At 73.3% G+C, this 18,050-nt stretch carries 17 protein-coding genes; 6 read left to right on the top strand and 11 right to left on the bottom strand.

The annotated features are described in order from the left end of the window. Positions 1–34: 34 nt before the first annotated feature. The gene (gene efeB, locus ABZ818_RS23780; RefSeq protein ID WP_361418004.1) at positions 35–1,315 is read left to right on the top strand and encodes an iron uptake transporter deferrochelatase/peroxidase subunit; all 1,281 of its coding nucleotides are present in this window, start codon (positions 35–37) and stop codon (positions 1,313–1,315) included. A 101-nt stretch (positions 1,316–1,416) separates the two neighbouring features. After that, positions 1,417–1,902, top strand: coding sequence for a DUF5709 domain-containing protein (locus ABZ818_RS23785; RefSeq protein WP_361418007.1), 486 nt, complete (start codon positions 1,417–1,419; stop codon positions 1,900–1,902). Between the two features lie 13 nt (positions 1,903–1,915). Here ABZ818_RS23785 and sthA read toward each other — a convergent pair whose 3' ends face one another. Together sthA and ABZ818_RS23795 are read right to left on the bottom strand one after the other, a co-directional pair. Then, positions 1,916–3,319 (bottom strand): Si-specific NAD(P)(+) transhydrogenase, encoded by a 1,404-nt coding sequence (gene sthA, locus ABZ818_RS23790; protein WP_361418010.1) that lies wholly within the window; start codon positions 3,317–3,319, stop codon positions 1,916–1,918. Between the two features lie 187 nt (positions 3,320–3,506). After that, complete coding sequence (locus tag ABZ818_RS23795; protein WP_141355358.1) at positions 3,507–3,713, bottom strand: hypothetical protein; 207 nt, start codon at positions 3,711–3,713, stop codon at positions 3,507–3,509. Between the two features lie 200 nt (positions 3,714–3,913). On the opposite strand from ABZ818_RS23795, the gene ABZ818_RS23800 reads away from it, so the two are divergent. Beyond that, the gene (locus ABZ818_RS23800; RefSeq protein WP_361418013.1) at positions 3,914–5,758 is read left to right on the top strand and encodes a glycoside hydrolase family 15 protein; all 1,845 of its coding nucleotides are present in this window, start codon (positions 3,914–3,916) and stop codon (positions 5,756–5,758) included. A gap of 32 nt (positions 5,759–5,790) precedes the next feature. On the opposite strand, the gene ABZ818_RS23805 is transcribed toward ABZ818_RS23800, so the two are convergent. The 4 genes from ABZ818_RS23805 to ABZ818_RS23820 form a co-directional block, all read right to left on the bottom strand. Beyond that, on the bottom strand, positions 5,791–6,615 hold the full coding sequence (locus ABZ818_RS23805) for a chitosanase (protein ID WP_361418016.1): 825 nt from the start codon (positions 6,613–6,615) through the stop codon (positions 5,791–5,793). A 39-nt stretch (positions 6,616–6,654) separates the two neighbouring features. Further along, positions 6,655–9,414 carry a SpoIIE family protein phosphatase gene (locus ABZ818_RS23810; protein WP_361418019.1) on the bottom strand — a complete coding sequence of 920 codons (2,760 nt, stop codon included), beginning with the start codon at positions 9,412–9,414 and terminating at the stop codon, positions 6,655–6,657. 197 nt (positions 9,415–9,611) lie between these two features. Further along, positions 9,612–10,304: a GAF and ANTAR domain-containing protein gene (locus tag ABZ818_RS23815; RefSeq protein ID WP_361418022.1), complete on the bottom strand. Its 693-nt coding sequence runs from the start codon at positions 10,302–10,304 to the stop codon at positions 9,612–9,614. A gap of 246 nt (positions 10,305–10,550) precedes the next feature. Beyond that, a complete protein-coding gene (locus ABZ818_RS23820; protein WP_361418024.1) occupies positions 10,551–11,015 on the bottom strand; it encodes a hypothetical protein in 465 nt (154 codons plus the stop codon). A gap of 247 nt (positions 11,016–11,262) precedes the next feature. Between ABZ818_RS23820 and ABZ818_RS23825 the strand changes: the two genes are divergently transcribed. Continuing rightward, a complete protein-coding gene (locus tag ABZ818_RS23825; protein ID WP_361418027.1) occupies positions 11,263–11,724 on the top strand; it encodes an SRPBCC domain-containing protein in 462 nt (153 codons plus the stop codon). A gap of 2 nt (positions 11,725–11,726) precedes the next feature. Here the strand turns inward: ABZ818_RS23825 and ABZ818_RS23830 are convergent, their stop codons facing one another. The 3 genes from ABZ818_RS23830 to ABZ818_RS23840 form a co-directional block, all read right to left on the bottom strand. After that, positions 11,727–12,548 carry a fructosamine kinase family protein gene (locus ABZ818_RS23830; RefSeq protein WP_361418094.1) on the bottom strand — a complete coding sequence of 274 codons (822 nt, stop codon included), beginning with the start codon at positions 12,546–12,548 and terminating at the stop codon, positions 11,727–11,729. A gap of 89 nt (positions 12,549–12,637) precedes the next feature. Beyond that, positions 12,638–13,102: a low molecular weight protein-tyrosine-phosphatase gene (locus tag ABZ818_RS23835; protein WP_361418030.1), complete on the bottom strand. Its 465-nt coding sequence runs from the start codon at positions 13,100–13,102 to the stop codon at positions 12,638–12,640. 92 nt (positions 13,103–13,194) lie between these two features. After that, a complete protein-coding gene (locus ABZ818_RS23840) occupies positions 13,195–13,812 on the bottom strand; it encodes a lipoprotein (RefSeq protein WP_361418033.1) in 618 nt (205 codons plus the stop codon). Positions 13,813–14,082: 270 nt separating this feature from the next. Here ABZ818_RS23840 and ABZ818_RS23845 point away from each other — a divergent pair, with 270 nt between their 5' ends. Then, positions 14,083–14,322, top strand: coding sequence for a hypothetical protein (locus ABZ818_RS23845; protein ID WP_361418097.1), 240 nt, complete (start codon positions 14,083–14,085; stop codon positions 14,320–14,322). 198 nt (positions 14,323–14,520) lie between these two features. Further along, complete coding sequence (locus ABZ818_RS23850) at positions 14,521–15,051, top strand: hypothetical protein (RefSeq protein ID WP_361418037.1); 531 nt, start codon at positions 14,521–14,523, stop codon at positions 15,049–15,051. Positions 15,052–15,711: 660 nt separating this feature from the next. Here the strand turns inward: ABZ818_RS23850 and ABZ818_RS23855 are convergent. Together ABZ818_RS23855 and ABZ818_RS23860 are read right to left on the bottom strand one after the other, a co-directional pair. Further along, positions 15,712–17,313, bottom strand: coding sequence for a glycerol-3-phosphate dehydrogenase/oxidase (locus ABZ818_RS23855; RefSeq protein WP_361418040.1), 1,602 nt, complete (start codon positions 17,311–17,313; stop codon positions 15,712–15,714). Continuing rightward, positions 17,310–17,936, bottom strand: a complete 627-nt coding sequence (locus tag ABZ818_RS23860; RefSeq protein ID WP_361418043.1) for a TetR/AcrR family transcriptional regulator — start codon at positions 17,934–17,936, stop codon at positions 17,310–17,312. The genes ABZ818_RS23855 and ABZ818_RS23860 overlap by 4 nt, the downstream gene beginning before the upstream one ends. Positions 17,937–18,050: the final 114 nt, after the last annotated feature.

An 18,050-nucleotide genomic window follows, 5' to 3' on the forward strand; every position in this document is an offset into this window, starting at 1 on the left:
ACCCGAGACCGTACGCACCGAAGGGAACCGCTCCATGCCGTCCGCCGAAACGTCCGCACCCGAGGGCGGCTGCCCCGCCGGCCACGGGCGCCGCACCTTCGTCAAGACGGCCCTGGGCGCCGGTGCCGCCGGCGCGGTCCTGGCCGGCGGCGGCTTCGCCCTCGCCCGGAGCGGCGCGGGCCAGGCGCACGCCGCGGATGGCACCGCCGGGGCCGCGGTCCCGTTCCACGGCGTCCACCAGGCAGGCGTCCTCACGCCCGCCCCCGCGGCCGCCGCCTTCGTCTCCTTCGACGTCATCGCCGAGGACCGCGAGGAACTCGCCGCACTGCTGCGGACCATCACCGAGCGGGCCCGCTTCCTCACCGCCGGCGGCACCCCCACCGACCTGGGCGTCGGTGCCCCGCCGTCCGACAACGGCATCCTCGGTCCCGAGATCCCCGCCGACTCCCTCACCGTCACCGTCGGCGTCGGCGCCTCCCTCTTCGACGACCGCTTCGGGCTGGCCAAGGCGATACCGCGGCGGCTCACCCCCATGCGGACCTTCCCCAACGACCACCTGAACCCCGCCGAGTGCCACGGCGACCTGTCCCTGCAGATCTGCGCCGACCGCCAGGACACGGTGCTGCACGCACTGCGCGACATCGCCCGGCACACCCGGGGCGCCCTGCAGATCAAGTGGCGCGTCGACGGCTTCCAGAGCGGCCCGCGCCCCACCGGCGCCCAGCGCAACCTGCTCGGCTTCAAGGACGGCATCGCCAACCCGGACGTCGCCTCCGCCCGGGAGACGAACCGCCTGGTCTGGGTGGGCGGCGGGCAGGGCGAGCCGACCTGGGCGGCCGGCGGCAGCTACCAGGTGATCCGGATCATCCGCATGCTGGTGGAGTTCTGGGACCGGGTGTCGCTGACCGAGCAGGAGAAGATGTTCGGCCGCCGCAAGGACACGGGCGCCCCGCTGGACGGCGCCAAGGAGACCGACGTCCCCCAGTACGCCAAGGACCCCAAGGGCACGGCGATCCCGCTGGACTCCCACATCCGGCTGGCCAACCCGCGCACCGCCGCCACCGACACCTCCCGCATCCTGCGCCGCGGCTACAACTACGACCGCGGCGTCGACAGCGTCGGCAACCTCGACATGGGCCTGGTCTTCTGCTGCTACCAGCAGGACGTCGTCCGCCAGTTCGAGGCCACCCAGACCCGGCTGATCGACGAACCCCTCGTCGACTACATCTCCCCGACCGGCGGCGGCTACTTCTTCGCCCTGCCCGGCGTCCGCGACTCCTCCGACTGGCTCGGCCGCGGACTGCTGTCCGCCTGACGGACGCGGGACCATCCCCTCATTGCCACCGGGGTGATTGGGACGGGCCCTGCGGGAAACGCGGATCACGACACGCCGCAAGGCCCGCCAGGGAGGAACCCGTGAGCACCGATCCGATGGCAGACGACGTCTACCAGCCCACCGGGGACAACGAGGAACAGGGAGACGCCGCGCCGCTGGACATGGAGAACGCGGTGGGGGAGCGGACCTACGACGACGTCCTCGACGAGGGCTACTCCCCGCCGGAGAAGCCGCTGGGCGTCACCAAGTACGGCACGACGGCCGCCGAACAGCGCGAGGGCGAGAGCCTCGACCAGCGGCTGGCGCAGGAGCGGCCCGACGAGGGCGGGCCCGAGGGCGACGGGGTGGGCGACCTGCCCGGCGGTGAGGGCGAACCGGTCGACCCCGAGGCGGGCGGGGACCGCGCCGGCCGCCTCGTCGCCCCGGACGAGGGTGTCCGCGGCGACACCACCAAGGAGGAGGTCGCCGCCGACATGGGCATCGACGCGGGAGCCGCCGGAGCCGAGGAGGCCGCCGTCCACATCGTCCACGACGACACGCTGCCGGACGACGGCACCCAGCCCTGACCCGGCCCCGGGGTCAGCCCCCGATCCGGTCGATCTGCCGCAGCTTGTTCGTCGTGTCCAGGGCGGCCACCTTGTACGACTCCGCGAGCGTCGGGTAGTTGAACACCGCGTCGACGAGGTAGTCCACGGTGCCGCCACAGCCCATCACCGTCTGCCCGATGTGGATGAGTTCGGTGGCCCCGGCGCCGAAGCAGTGCACCCCGAGCAGCGTGCGGTCCTCCGGCGAGACCAGCAGCTTCAGCATGCCGTGCGAGTCACCGATGATCTGCCCGCGGGCCAACTCCCGGTAACGGGAGACGCCGACCTCGAACGGCACCCGGTCCTCGGTGAGCTGGTCCTCGGTCCGCCCGACGAAGCTGATCTCCGGGATTGTATAAATGCCGATCGGCTGAAGGCCGCTCATCCTGCCGACCGGCTCCCCGCAGGCGTGGTACGCCGCCGCCCGGCCCTGTTCCATCGAGGTCGCCGCGAGCGCGGGGAAGCCGATCACGTCGCCGACCGCGTAGATGTGCGGCACCTGCGTGCGGTAGTGCTCGTCGACCGCGATCCGGCCGCGTGCGTCGGCGCTCAACCCGGCCTTCTCCAGGTCGAGTCCGTCGGTGAGGCCCTGCCGGCCCGCCGAGTACATCACCGCGTCGGCCGGTATCTTCTTGCCGCTCTCCAGCACGGTGAGCGTGCCGTTCTCGTGCCGCTCCACGGCGGCCACCGTCTCCCCGAAGCGAAAGGTGACGGCGAGGTCCCGCAGGTGGTAGCGGAGCGACTCCACGATCTCGACGTCGCACATGTCGAGCATGCCCGGCCGCCGTTCGACGACGGTCACCCTGCTGCCGAGCGCGGCGAACATGGAGGCGTACTCCATCCCGATGACCCCCGCGCCGACGATGACCATCGACCGCGGCACCCGCTCCAGTGTGAGCACGTTGTCGGAGTCCATGATGGTGCGTCCGTCGAACTCCACGCTGTCCGGACGGGCCGGCCGCGTACCGGTCGCGATGACGATGTGTTCGGCGGTCAACAGCCTTTCCTCGCCGTTCACTTCGCGCAGCGCGACGGTGTGCTCGTCGACGAAGCGGCCGGTCCCGGCGAGCAGGGCCACATGGTTGCGGGAGAGCTGGCTGCGGATGACGTCGACCTCGAGGCCCACCACGTGCTGGGTGCGTGCGGTCAGGTCGGCGACGGTGATGTCCTCCTTCAGCCGGTAGCTCTGACCGTAGAGATCGCGCTGGGTGAGTCCGGTGAGGTAGACCACCGCCTCGCGCAGGGTCTTGGAGGGAATGGTTCCGGTATGGATCGAGACCCCGCCGACCATGTCGGGTCTGTCGACGACAGCGACCCGGCGGCCCAGCTTGGCCGCGGCGATGGCGGCCTTCTGGCCGCCCGGTCCGGATCCTATGACGATCATGTCGAAGTCGGGCACGCCCCGGAGTCTCGCAGAGCGACGCCCGCCGGCGAAAGGGACGAACGAAAGGGACCGGAACGAGAGGGCTCCGATCCCTCTCGCACACGGCCCGGGGTACCTACGGCCTCTCGTTTGGATCAGGCCGGGCTCGCGGGCCCTGGCACCGACCCCGCTCCCTGATCCGGCCTGATCCAAACGAAAGACCCTAAGGCAGCAGCTTGTCCAGGGCGGCCGGCCCCTCCGTCTCGATCTTGCGCTTGGCCCACTCCAGGTTGCGCGGGGTGATGTCGCGGCCCGCGGCCAGCACCACGTCCTCGGGCGAGACGTCGGTGCCGGTACGGGCGTGGAGCACGTCGTCCGGGGTGCAGCGCTCCCCGGGCTCGCGGGATGCATCGGGTTGTGACGTCGACATGTGACCTCCTCGGGTCCGGCTGGGTCCCCGCCCGGGTCCGGAGTGCGGCCCTCGTGCAGCGGGAGCGGGACCTCCTCCCACGATTGCCCGTCGGACGGCACCCTGCATCCGGAAGACCGCTCCTAAGCTGGAGGAATCGCGGGATCCGCGAGTACCGGTCCGTGCGAGGGGAAATGCGAGGGGGACAGGAGGAAGCCGCGATGGCCGACACCCGAAGCCGAGGGCCCGAGACGGGCACACCCCGCTACGTTCCGATCGCCGACCACGGCCTGATCGGCGACCTGCGCAGTGTCGCCCTCGTCGGCACCGACGGCACGATCGACTGGTACTGCTGCCCCGCCTTCGACGCCCCGAGCGTCTTCGCCGCGATCCTGGACGCCGAGCGCGGTGGCAGCTTCGAACTCGCCGCGGCCGAGGCGGTGCGCACCAAGCAGTTCTACTTCCCCGACACCAATGTGCTGATCACCCGGTTCTTCACCGAGGACGGCGTCGGCGAGGTGCAGGACTTCATGCCGGTGTCCGGAGACCGGCTGGGATCCGCCGAGACCGAACGGCACCGGCTCATCCGGCGCGTGCTCTGCGTACGCGGCACCCTGCCGTTCCGGGCCCGGGTGGCTCCCCGCTTCAACTACGGCGCCGACCCGCACACGGTCCGGTTGGAGGGCTGCACGGCCCTGTTCGAGTCGGAGACCCTGTCCCTCGCCCTGACGTCCACCGTGCCCCTGGAGAGCGACGGCACGGACCTGCGCGCGGACTTCAAGCTCGCCGAGGGCGAGTCGGCCGTCTTCGCGCTGGACCAGGTCGGCGGCGAGGTGGCCCCACGGCGGTGCGCCCACGCCGAGGCCGAGGAACAGTTCTGCGCCACGGTCGCCTACTGGCGCCACTGGCTCGCGCAGTCCCGCTACCGCGGCCGCTGGCGCGAGATGGTCCACCGCTCCGCCCTCACCCTGAAACTGCTCACCTACGCCCCGACCGGCGCCATCGTCGCCGCGCCCACCACGAGCCTGCCCGAGCGGGTCGGCGGTGAGCGCAACTGGGACTACCGCTACGTCTGGGTGCGCGACGCCGCGTTCGCCGTCTACGCACTGCTGCGGCTCGGCTTCGCCGGCGAGGCCGAGGCGTTCATGCGCTTCCTGACCCGGCACATCAGCCCCGGCGACGGCAAGGCGACCGGCCCGCTGCAGATCATGTACGGCATCGACGGGCGCAGCGAGCTGCCCGAACGCGAACTCTGCCACCTGGAGGGGCACCGGGGCTCCGCGCCCGTGCGGGTCGGCAACGCCGCCGCCGACCAGCTCCAGCTCGACATCTACGGCGCCCTGATCGACTCGATCTACCTCTTCGACAAGTGGGCCCAGCCCATCTCCAGCGCTCAGTGGGACGACGTGTCCGCGCTGGTGGAATGGGTGTGCGAGAACTGGGACCAGCCCGACGAGGGGGTGTGGGAGACCCGGGGCGGCAGGAAGAACTTCCTGTACTCGCGGCTGATGTGCTGGGTGGCCGTCGAACGCGCCATGCGGCTGGCCAACCGCCGCGGCCTGCCCGCCGACCTGCCCCACTGGCGGCAGAGCCGGGACGCCATCTACCGCCGCATCATGGACCGCGGCTGGTCCGCCGAGCGGCAGGCCTTCGTCCAGTACGAGGACGGCGACGTACTGGACGCGGCCATGCTGATGATGCCGCTGGCGAAGTTCATCGCGCCGACCGACCCCAAGTGGCTGTCCACCCTCGACGCGCTAACCGGCGACCTGGTCTCCGACTCGCTCGTCTACCGGTACGACCCGCAGGCCAGCCCCGACGGGGTGCGCGGCGACGAGGGCACGTTCTCCATCTGCTCGTTCTGGTACGTCGAGGCCCTCACCCGGGCCGGCCGCCTCGACGAGGCCCGACTCGCCTTCGAGAAGATGCTCACCTACGCCAACCACCTCGGCCTGTACGCCGAGGAGATCGGCCCCACCGGCGAGCAGCAGGGCAACTTCCCCCAGGCCTTCACGCACCTGTCCCTGATCAGCGCGGCCTACAATCTCGACCGCGCCCTGGGCTGACGCCGAACGCGGGGCCCCGGCCCGCCGCGGCGTCAGCCGAGGTGGTAGCCGTCCCCGTACACCTTCCAGTCCAGCGGCGGTTCCAGATCGAGGTTGCCCTGGCGCAGGAAGACCCGCTGCCCGGTGTCGACCCTGCTGGTCTCGCGGTGGGCCGGCTCCTGCCGCATGGCCCACAGGCGTGCGTCGAGGAACGCGTTCAGATACGTCACCTCGTCGCCGCCCCGGGCCGGGGGGCGGGCCGTGCGCAAGGCCCGCTCGCGGATGCCGCGGAAGCCGGTCAGGCCACCGCCGCCGTGCATCACGATCGCGTCGTAGTAGGCGAACTGGCCGAGGGCGCGCAGCCCGTCCGCCTTGCCCTGGGCGACGGCCGGGTCGAAGTAGACGCGGTCGCGCTCGTCGTTCTGGGCCCGCTGGAACGCGGTGTCCCGCGCCGCCCTGCGCCAGTCCTCGGGGAAGCCGGGGTCCAGTCCCCGGTGCGAGTCGGTGCCCTCGACCTGGCGCAGCGCCGGGAGGTACCCGGCCAGTACGTTGCGCGGCCTGCGGTCGGTGTAGTGCCGCACCAGGCCGAGCATGTCGCCGGTGCCGGAGCAGAAGCCGACGATGCCGGCCGTGTAGCCGCGCCTGTCGCCGAGGTCCTCGATGTACGCGTACTGGGCCTTCCAGTCGAGCGTGGAGTTCTCCGCACTCGACACCAGCTTCATGGCGATCTCCTTCTTCGCCGGGTCGTCCAGGCCCGGGGCCGCGGCGGCGCCCCGGGCGCCGAGCAGGGGGAGGGCGACGAGCGAGCCGCCGATCAGGGCGAGGACGCTGCGGCGGGCCGCGCCCTGCGGCGCGGTCGTGCCGGGGGTGTCGTGCACGAAAAGGGCTCCAAGAGACTCGATGGTGGGAGAAGCGTCTCAGGGCAGTGGCTGCTCGGCCCAGATGGCCTTGCCGGTGGGCGTGTAGCGGGTGCCCCACCGCTCGGAGAGCTGCGCGACGAGGAACAGTCCGCGGCCTCCCTCGTCCGTGCTCGCCGCATAGCGCAGGTGCGGGGAGGTGTTGCTGCTGTCGAAGACCTCGCATATCAGGGCGCGGTCACGCAGCACCCGGACCCGGATGGGCTCGGCGCCGTACCGGATTGCGTTCGTGACCAGCTCGCTCAGGATCAGCTCGGTGGTGAACGTCAGCTCCTCCAGTCCCCACTCGGCCAGCCGCCGGCTCACCGCCGCGCGCACGTCCCCGACGGCCGCCGCCTCCCCGGGCACGTCCCACTCGGCGACCTGCCCGGGCCCCAGGGCGCGGGTGCGGGCCACGAGCAGCGCGATGTCGTCCACCGGCCGGAACGGCCGCCGGACGTCCAGGACGGCCCGGCACGTGTCCTCCGGCGACTCGCCGGCGGAGGCGAGAGCGGTGCGCAGCTCCTCGAGGCCCGTGTCGATGTCCCGCTCCCGGTCCATCACGAGCCCGTCCGTGTACAGGACCAGCCTGCTGCCCTCCGCCAGCTCCAGCTCCGCCGTCTCGAACGGCAGCCCGCCCAGCCCGAGCGGGGGACCGGCGGGCACGTCGGGGAACGTCACGTCCCCGTCGGGCCCGATCACGGCGGGCGGCGGATGCCCCGCGCGGGCGACCGCGCACCGGCGGGACACCGGATCGTAGATCGCGTACAGGCAGGTCGCGCCGGTGATGGGCGCGCCGGCACTGTCGGCCGTCTCGTCCTGGTCGATACGGCCGACCAGCTCGTCCAGCAGCCCGAGCAGCTCCTCGGGCGGCAGGTCCAGGGCGGAGAAGTTGCTGACCGCGGTCCGCAGCCGCCCCATCGTGGCCGCGGCGTGCAGCCCGTGGCCGACCACGTCCCCGACGACGAGTGCGACCCGCGCCCCGGACAGCGGCAGCACGTCGAACCAGTCCCCGCCCACGCCCGCCTGCGCGGGCAGATAGCGGTAGGCGACGTCCAGCGCGTTCTGCTCGGGCAGGCTGCGCGGCAGCAGGCTGCGCTGAAGGGTGACCGCCAGCCCGTGCTCGCGGGTGTAGCGGCGGGCGTTGTCGATGGAGACGGCGGCCCGGGCGACCAGCTCCTCGGCGAGGGCCAGCTCCTCGGAGTCGAAGGGCTCGTCCTTCTCCGACCGCCAGAAGCTGACCAGGCCCAGCACCAGATTGCCCGCCCGCACGGGCACGGTGATCAGGGAGTGGATGCCGAACGCCAGCACCCGCTCGGTGCGTTCGGCGTCCTGGGCCTGCCAGCCCGGGGCCGCCTCCAGCCGGGGCTCGAGGACCGGCCGGCGGGTCTTGAGACCGAGCGCCTGCGGGGTGGAGGGGATGAAGCGGATCTCCTGCCCCAGTGGATAGAGCGGTGTGTTCTCGCGGATCCCGGCGCAGGCCGTACGGCGCAGCGCGGCCCCCGGATCCGGGTCCTCGCCGTCCAGCACGGCGTCGTACAGGTCCACGGTGGCGTAGTCCGCGAATCGGGGAACGGCGACCCGGACGAGTTCCTCGGCGGTCCGGGTCACGTCCAGGGTCGTGCCGACGCCCACCCCGGCGTCGTAGAGCAGGCTGAGGCGTTCCCGCGCCTGCTCCGCCCGGCCGGACAGGGCGCGCAGCTCCGTGGAGTCGCGCAGCGTGGCCACGGTGCCCGACGGGCCGCCCGCCATGTCCGTGGGCCGCTGGTTGATCGCCAGCAGCCTGTCGCCGACCAGGTGCACCTCGTCGGTGGCGATCCGGCCGGAGGCCAGCAGGTCGGCGGTCTCGGGGGCGAGTCCGAGGTCGAGCACATGCCGGCCCTCGGCGTCCTCGGGCAGGCAGAGCAGGCGGTGCGCCTCGTCGTTGGCCAGCAGCAGCCTCCCGTCGTCGCCGACGATGGTCACGCCTTCCCGGACGGAGTGCAGCACCGCGTCGTGGTGCTCGTACATCCGGGTCATCTCCCGGGGGCCGAGCCCGTGGGTCTGGCGCAGCAGCCGGCGGGTGACCAGCGCGGTCCCCGCCGTGGCCAGGGCCAGGGCCACGGCCGCGGCGCCCAGGACGACCGGCAGCTGCCGGTCCACGAGGCCGCCGGCGTTCCTGGTGGTGATGCCGGCCGACACCAGGCCCACCACCTTGCCGTCCGGCGCCTGGACCGGCACCACAGCCTGCACCAGTGGCCCGAGCGTCCCGTCGACCTGCTCGACGACCGTGCCGCCGGCCAGCGCGGGCTGGAGGGTGCCGACGAACTTCTTGCCGATGCGGTCCGGCTCGGGGTGGGTGTAGCGGATCCCCTTGGTGTTCATCACGACGAGGAAGTCGACGTGCGCCTCCTTGCGGGCCGCCTCGGCCCGCGGTTGCAGCACCGCCGTCGGGTCCGGGGCGGCGAGCGCCTCCCGGACGCCCGGGGCGTTGGCGAACGTCTCGGCGACGGCGAGCGAGCGGTTGCGGGCCTCCTGGCCGCTGTCGTGCCGCACCTGAAGCACCAGCGCCACCACGGCCGCCGCGACCAGCAGCACCACGATGGCGACCTGGAGCAGGAACACCTGCCCGGCGACGCTGCGCCCGTCGAGCGACCGCAGCCCGGACGGTCTGCTCCGGCCCGATCGGCCATGCCCGGCCAGCTCGCGCGCCCGCCGGGCTGGGCCGGACGCGAGCTGGAGACGCCGTCCGTTGGGACGGCGGGCCGACCGGGGGCCGGTACGACCCGGGAGTCGGACCATGAGCCATGTCTACACTGCCGCGCCGCGTGAGGCGAGAGGCAGTCACCTCCTCGGTCACGAGGGCGGGCGGAGGGCGGCCGCGCGGGCGGTGCCACCCGAACGGGCGGTCCTGCCCCCGAATATGACCGCGGCACCATCCCCCGGCCGCTCAGCAGCCGGGGGACGGCGCGGGGGAGCCCCGGCCCGCTCGGCCCGTGTCAGCTCTGCTTGGAGGCGTCGGTACGGATGGTCTGCGCGACGTCGCGGATCTTGACGTTGTGGTGCTGGGAGATGCGGCGCAGGACGGCGAAGGCGTCCTCCTCGCTCAGGCCGTGGCGCTCCCGCAGGATGCCCATGGCCTCACCGATGGCGTGCCGGGTCTCCAACGCGTGTTCGAGCTGGTCGACGGTTCTGGCACCCGCCACGGCGACGGCGGCGTGCGAGGCGAACAGCCAGCCGGCGGTCTCGCTGTCCTTGGTGAAGGAGCCGGGACGGCTGGAGTAGAGGTTCAGCGCGCCGAAGTCCTGGTCGTGGGTGTACAGCAGGAAACCCATCATGCTGCCGATGCCCAGGTCGCGGGCGGCCGGCGCGTACCGCGGCCACGCCGGCTGAGGCTGCGTGAGGTCGGCGATGCGGAAGAGGCGGTCCCCGTCGACGCGGCGGGCCGCGTCGAAGCAGGGGCCCTCGCCGACCTCGCCCTGCAACCGGTCGGACTCCTCGACCATGTCCCCGCAGGCGGCCAGCGTCACGGCGCGCCCCTTGCGCAGGGCCAGGATCCCGGAGGCCTCGCACCCGTCGATCAGCTCGACGGCCGCCCGGACGATCTCGTCGAGCGTCTCCTGCGCGGAGTCCTGGGCCAGCAGGCGCCGGGCCAGCTGGGCCATCTGCTCGGCGAACTCGCGCCAGTCCATCCGCACCCGCCCTTCTTCCCGCCGTGCGCACCGGTGCGCACATGCCATCGCCCGTAACCGGCCGGCATTCGCAGCGTACCCCGCGTGCCTATCCGGGCCGCACCGATCATGGTCCCGGCACGTCACGGTCCCGCGCACTCCCGCGTCTTCGCCCGCGTGCCGGTGCCCCGGCCGCAGGGGCCGGGGCATCGGCACGCGGGGTGGCGGGGGACCGAAACGGTCGCCGGCCGTCCGGTGCCCGCGAGGTCAGGCGCCCCAGGTGCCCTGGTTGACGGCGCAGTTCCAGCCGGAGCCGTGCAGGGTGAACTTCACCTTGTAGCTCCTGGTGTTCAGCAGGTGCGTCCGGACCTTGAAGCCGAGGCTCGCCTTCCCCTTGAAGGTCGTGGTGCGGACCGACACGGTCTGCGAGGTCCTGTGGCTGATCTTGCCGCCCTTCGGCGTCGCCGTGCCGAAGCGGATGTTCTTGACGTTGGTGACCGTGAACGTGACGTTCTTGAACTGCTTCGTGGTCTTGCTCTTGATGCCGAAGTACAGGCCGCCATTGGTCACCCACCCGTTGTGGTCCACGTAGAAACGGGACGGGTAGACGATGTTGATCGGGCAACCGGAGCTCTGCGGTGCGGCGGTCGCCGCGGAAGCGGCCCCGGCGAAGCCCAGCTGTGCGGCGGTGACGACACCGGCCGCGGCCAGCGCCGCGACGGTCGTGCGCATGCGGTTCACTAAGGTGACCTTCCCCCTACGGCCCTCACGGACCGGACCGACATGGCGTGCGGCGTCCCCGTGGGACGCTACGCGCCACTGTGACGCCGTATTTCTTAGCACGCGGTGAATGTGCGGGAGCAACACCTGGGACTCCAGGGCTACTTGGTGACAGAACCGGGACAATCGTGAGGCACCGTCCGTCCGGTGTCGTACGGTTCGGTCCCGGCTCCGGGCGCCGTGTGTGTACGTTGCTGCCATGTATGCCACACGGGTTTCACGGCGGGTGCAGGCGTCTCCCGCCGCCGTCTACCGGGCCCTCACCGACCCGGACGCGGTCGCGGGATGGCGCGTCCCCGACGGCATGACCGCTCATGTCCACGCGTTCGACGCCCGTGAGGGCGGCACGTTCCGGGTGTCCCTCTCGTACGACGAGCCGGGCGCCCGGGGCAAGTCGGGTGCCCGCACGGACACCTACCGGGGGCACTTCGCCCGGCTCGTGCCCGATCGGCTGGTGGTCGAGGTGCTCGCGTTCGAGACCGACGAGGACGCCCTGCACGGCACGATGACGATGACCACGTCACTGGCCGAGGTGGACGGCGGGACGGAGGTCGTGATCGTGCACGAGGACGTCCCCGACGAGGTGCCGCGCGCGGACAACGAGCTGGGGACGCGCATGGCCCTGGACAACCTCGCCCGGCTGGTGGAGGGCGACGGGTAGGGTCACCGGCCGGCGCCGCGGGCCGCGGCGACCGCCTGTCCGGCGTAGCCGCGCCCGAAGAGCACCGTGTGCACCAGCAGCGGGAAGAGCTGGTGCAGCCCGACGCGGCCGGCCCAGCCGTCGGCGAGCGGCGCGACCTCCTGGTATCCGTCCAGTACGCGGTCCAGGTGCGGGCAGCCGAACAGATGCAGCATCGCCAGGTCGGTCTCCCGGTGCCCGCCGTGCGCGGCCGGGTCGATCAGCCAGACCTCGCCGTCCGCGCCCCACAGCACGTTGCCGTTCCACAGGTCGCCGTGGAGTCGCGCGGGCGGTTCGGCGGGGCCGGCCAGTTCGGGCAGCCGTTCCAGTACGCGTTCGAGCACGGCCGCCTCTGCGGGGCGCAGGGTGCCGTCGTCGACCGCGCGGCGCAGATAGGGGAGCACCCGGTGCTCGGCGTACCAGCCCGGCCAGTCGCTGCCGGGAACGTTGCGCATCGGCGCGAGTCCGATGTACGCCTCCCGCGGCCCGCCGGGCGGAGCGGCACCGAACGCGGGCGCCCCGGCGGCGTGCAGGGCGGCGAGGTCACGGCCGAACCGCGCCGCCGCCCCTGGACTCGGCCGGCCGGGTGGAACCCGGTCGGTGACCAGCCAGCGGCGGTCGTGGCCGTGCACGGCGGGGACCCGTACCGCGCCCGCCTCGGCGAGCCAGCGCAGCCCCGCGGCCTCGGCACGCACCGCCTGCGGATCCTCACCGCGCTTGACCACGACCACCGCGCCGTCGTCGAGGGTCACCTCGGTGGGGTTCGCCGCCGACGGGCTGCGGCCGACCGCCGCACGCCCGGTCAGCCGGGCGGCCGCGGCAGCGGGATCCTCGCCGGAGCCGGAGCCGGAGCCGGAGCCGGAGCCGGAGCCGGAGCCGGAGGGCGGTCGCTCGGTCACGCGGGCAGGCGCTCGCGCACCCAGTCGAGCAGGCCCGGGGTCGCGGCCTCGATCATGGCCAGCACCTCCTCGAACCCCTCCGCGCCGCCGTAGTACGGGTCGGGCACGTCCAGGTCCCCGGTCGCGTCCGGGTCGAAGGAGCGCAGCAGCCGCACCCGGGACGGATCGTCGACGAGCCGGCGCAGCGCCTTCTCGTGACCGCGGTCCATGGCCAGGAGCAGGTCGGCGTCCAGGTGCTCGGCGCCCACCTGGGCGGCGACGTGCCGGACCGGGTAGCCGTGCCGGACCAGCACCTCACCGGCCCGCTCGTCGATGGCCTCCCCGGCGTGCCACGGGCCGATGCCGGCGCTGCTGACCCGGACCGCGTCCGTGAGCCCCGCCCGGCGCAACCGCTCGGCGAACACCAGCGCCGCGGACGGCGACCGGCAGATGTTCCCGCTGCAGACGAAACAGATGTGCACGGCCCCCAGAGTACGGGCCCCTCCCAAAGCCGCCGACGGGACGCCGCACTCCGGAGACCGGCCGGCCGGACCCGTCGCCCCGCGCGGGAGGCTCAGACGCCGCGCAGAGTCCGCCTGGCGAGCTCATAGGCGGGGAGCATCTGTTCGTGTTCCTCCGTGTCCATGCCGCCGAGGTGCAGGACCACGGGGCCCTGGGCCGTGCCGACGGCCAGGGCACGTTCCTTCTTCGACTCGTCCAGGAGCTCGCTCGTACGCAGGTACTCGACTTCGACGCCTTCGAGTCCGCCCGTCGTGAACGAGCGGTACGTCTCCCCGCTCACGCCCTCCTCGGCGGCCACGAAGGCCCGCAGCGCCGTGCTCGCGTCCCCCGCGCCCGGGGAGCCGGTGAACACGCGGAGGAAGCCGATGTTCCCCGCGGGCTTGGCGTCGACCTCGCACACGGCGGTCACCGGGCCCTGGCGCAGCAGCGCGTCCGCGACCTCCTTGCCGGTGGGGGAGTCGCCGGCCGCCGCCGGATCCACCGCCTCGGCCTTCCAGTCCTCGGCGATGTCGAAGGTGACGGGAAGCTCGCACACCGAGCCCCGGGCGCCGATCGTGCCCCCGCTGCGGACGGCCGTGCCCGTCGCGCCCGTCGCCCGCACGGTGGACGCACCCTCCCGCGGCGCCCCCGAACACGCCGTCAGCGCCCCGGCCAGCAGCAGTATCACCACAGTGGCCGAACCCCGCCACGCCGTCCCCGCCCGAACCCGCACCGCTCTCTCCCCTTTTTGCCGATGCGTCACTGTAATCGGCGGCGGCCCGGGCCCGTTGCGGCCCGGAGGCCCTGACGGTGCCCATGGCGCGGGTGGTACGCGCTCGGCGGCGACCCACGGCGGGCGACCACCAGTACCCCGACAGCACGCGACCGCGGTCTACAGCGGAACGGCCGACGAGCGGAGGAACGGCCCGACGCCCACGGTGCCCGCGAGGCCAAGGCCGGCCTGACCGCGGCCCAGCAGGCGACCCACGACCCGCGGGTCGGCCTGCTGCTGTCCGAGGCCTTCCGCCATGGCAAGGCGATCGGCGCGTGGCAGGGAGCCGAGGCCGCGCTCGAAGCGGCCGGTGTGTCCGTCGACGCCCCCGGCGTGATCCTCGGCGCCGGTGGTCCCGCCATGCTGGAGGAGATCATCTCTCTTCTGGGCGCCCACCGCGTCTGGGAATGCTTCCCCGCCGGGGCCTGACCGGCACCGGTACGTACGGGCAACGGCCTCCGGGCCGCCTCCGGGCCGTCTCCGGTCGGGCACCACCGCTCATCGCCGCAGGCGAATGTGGCGGAAGCCACGCCCCGGAGGCGGTCTGGGTCATACTGCTCGGCCCGGGGCGCGGGCTACCGTTTCACGCAGTCCTTTTTGTCCGTGAACGGCTCGAACGGCCCGGCAGTGCACGAAGATCTCTCCCCGCTCATCGCGGCGACCACCCACTGGCTGACCAGCGCGTACCCGGCGTCCGGCGGCGCGCTGGCCTCCGCCCTGTGCGAGGTGCAGGCGCGCCAGGCGGTGACGGTCGCGGCCCGGTTGCGCTACCCGACACCGATGGACGCCGCGTTGGTGATGATGGCCGGCCCCGGAGGCTCGGTCCGTCTGGACTGGATCGTCGGCGCGGACGGCGTCGACACCGACGACCCGGACGCGTACGCCTGGCGCACCTGGGTGGACGAGGTCGTGCTGAGTTGGGCCGCCTGCCTGCTCATCGACCCCGAACTGGCCGGGCGCGCGGTGGACGCGGTCACCGGGGCGACCGAACCGGCGTCCACGCCCCCGGAGTTCCGCCGCCTGGTCGCCCCCGACGACGGCGACCGGCGGGCAGCGGCTCTGCTCCGTCACCCCGACCTCCTCGCCCCGGTCTCCACCCTCCACCACCCCCAACTCCTCGCCCGCCTCGAGGAACAGGGCGAAGCCTTCGCGGCCTGAGCCGACACGGCCCCGGCACCGACCTGGGGGATCCGACCCCGCCGCACCCCTGACGCCAACCGACGCGGCCCCTGGCGAGGCAGGGCATCCCTGGCACTGACCTGCCCCGCGCCAACTGGCGTGCCTGTCACGGACGGGCGTGGTCCTGATGGCGAAGGCCTCGCTGACGCCGACGAGCGCGGCGTTGGCCTCCATGGTGCCGATCTCGGGTTCGGGCGCTCGTGGGCGTCCTCCCGCCGCTGACGAGCGGGGCCCTGACGCCAACTCGTTTCGTTTTTGCGGCGGCTGGCGCGGCCGTGGCGCCGACCTGCGGTGCCGGCATTGGCGGGCGCGGCCCCGGTGCTCATGGGCGCGGCTCTGACATTGCAGGGCGTAGCCGGTGCTGACCCGCATGGCCCTGGAGCCGACCGGTGTGCCACCCGCGTCGGTGGGCGTGGCTCTGGTGTGGACGCGGGCCGGCCAGCGGCTCGGCCGTCATTGGGTGTAAGGGCGGGGTGCCTGGCCCGGCCTCCGGGCCGGTGCCCCCCGCCGCCCCCGACATCGTGTGTCCCGCCCGCTCAGGGCTCGGCCGCCCTCACCGGCTCCCGGCCGGCGGGCCGAGCACCTCGACTCCGAGAGCGACGCGGCCCGTTCGCCGGGCACCGAGCATCGGCCGCCGGTTCACCGGGAGCCCAGTGTCTCGCCCAGCACCTCGCGCGCGGCCTCCAGTGCTGTCGTGCGGTCGGACGGTACGAGGCCGATTCGGGTGCGGCGGTCCAGGAGGTCGGACTCGTCGAGGGCGCCCTCCTGGCGTACGGCCCACAGGAGTTCGGCACGGGTGACGGGGTGGCGGCCCTCCAGCACCGGTTCGCGCAGGCGTGGGTCCCGGGCGCCCAGGGCGTGGACGGCCGGCGCCTCCGTGCCGTAGCGCCGGACCAGGCGGTGCGGGGCCCGGAGCGCGGCGAGGATCCGCGGTGACGCGGCGCCGACGAGGGGGAGGGCGGCCGTGGGGGAGGGGCCCGCGCCGAGTCCGTGCGCGGCGACGGTGGTGTCGACGGCGTCCTCGGCCATGCGCCGGTAGGTGGTGAGCTTGCCGCCCACCACGGTGATCACGCCGTCCGGCGAGGTGAGCACCGCGTGCCTGCGGGAGATGTCCGCGGTCCGGGGCGCCGAGGCGGACCCGGTCGCCGGCGTGGTGTCCAGCAGGGGACGCAGACCCGCGAAGGCGCCGGCCACGTCGTCGCGGCGTATGGGCACGTCGAGGGCGGAGGCCAGCACGTCGAGCAGGAAGCCGACGTCGGACTCGGGAACCTCCGGCACGTCCGGGACGCCGCCCTCGACGGGCTCGTCGGTGAGCCCGACGTAGACCCGGCCGTCGTCCTGCGGCAGGACCAGGACGAAGCGGTTGGTCTCCCCGGGGACCGGGATGTGCAGTCCGGCGGGCACGGGACCGAGCAGGCCGGAGCGCAGCACGAGGTGGGTGCCCCGGGAGGGCCGGATCCGGATGCCGTCCACCAGGCCGCCCGCCCACACTCCGGAGGCGTTGATCACGGCGCGGGCCCGGATCTCGCCCTCCTCGCCGGTCAGTTCGTCACGTACCCGGGCTCCGGAACCGGTGAGTTCCAGGGCCCGGACCCGGGTCAGGACGCGGGCGCCGCGACCCGCCGCCGTACGGGCGAGCGCGGTCACCAGGCGGGCGTCGTCGGTGAGTCGCCCGTCCCAGGACAGCAGACCGCCGCGCAGCCCGGTGCCGCGCACGGCGGGCGCGAGGTGGCGGGTCTCCACGGCGGACAGCCTGCGCGGTACCGGCAAGGTGGCGCGGGCGGTACGTGCCGCCAGCCGCAGCCCGTCGCCCGCGCGGAAGCCGGCCCAGGCCAGGGCGGCCTGGCCACGCGAGACCAGTGGCGTGAGGGGCAGGACGAACGGCTGGGCGCCGACCAGATGGGGAGCGGTGCGTGCCATCAGCACACCGCGTTCGACCGCGCTCTCGTGGGCGACGTCGAACTGGGCGGAGGCGAGGTAGCGCAGTCCGCCGTGGACGAGTTTCGAACTCCAGCGGGAGGTGCCGAAGGCCAGGTCGTGGGCGTCGATCGCGGCGACGCTCAGCCCGCGCGCCGCGGCGTCCAGCGCGGCCCCGGCGCCGGTCGCGCCGAGACCGACGACCAGGACGTCCACGGCCCGACCGCCCACGGTCCGGGCCAGTTCGCGGGCGCGGCGGGCGGCGGTGAGCGAGGTGCCCGGAGCCGTGTGCGCGGGGACGGCCGGGTCGTTGCCGAAGCTCATGGCATCAGGGTCCTCTCCAGGATGGTCCGCAGTTCCGCGAGGAAGGCCTCGCTGTCCAGTTCGGGGTCGTCCTCCTCGGTCATGGTGCGCAGCGACAGCGTGAAGGACTGCACGACCAGCAGCAGGGACCGCGCTTGCCGCTCGGTGTGGCCGGCGCGCACCGACCCGTCGGCGTGGCCCTCGCGCAAGTGGTCGGCGAGCAGGGAGAGCAGGGCCTCCTGGCTGGCTCCCCGGCGGTCCAGCACATAGGGGAGGAGCAGTTCGGGGTCCACGTCGACGATCTTGAGGAAGAGCGGGTGTGTGCGGAACGCCCTCACCCCGGCCACGAGCCCGTCGACGATCAGCGTGCGCGCGTTCGTCCCGGGCCTGCGCTCCGGCATCGCCCCGACGGCCACGGCGATCCACTCCCGCGTCATCAGATCGCCGACGAGGGACCGCACATCGGGCCAGCGGCGGTAGAGCGTCATCCGGGACACGCCCGCGCGGCGCGCCACGTCCGTCAGGGTCGTACGCCGGACGCCGACAGCCAGGACGCAGTCGCGCACGGCGTCGAGTACGGGATCACTGTCCGAACGATCCGAGCGGTCCGGCGGGTCCGAACCGTTGTGACGAATAGGCGTCATGTGTCACAGTGTAACGCCCTGCGGTCGCGTCGCGGCGCTCCGCGAGACACGGCACTCAGAACAGCCGCCCAGAACACGGCACTAGGAACAAGGCCCCCCTCCTTCGACCCGACC

The sequence above is a fragment of the Streptomyces sp. NPDC047453 genome (assembly GCF_040643155.1).
GTDB lineage: Bacteria > Actinomycetota > Actinomycetes > Streptomycetales > Streptomycetaceae > Streptomyces.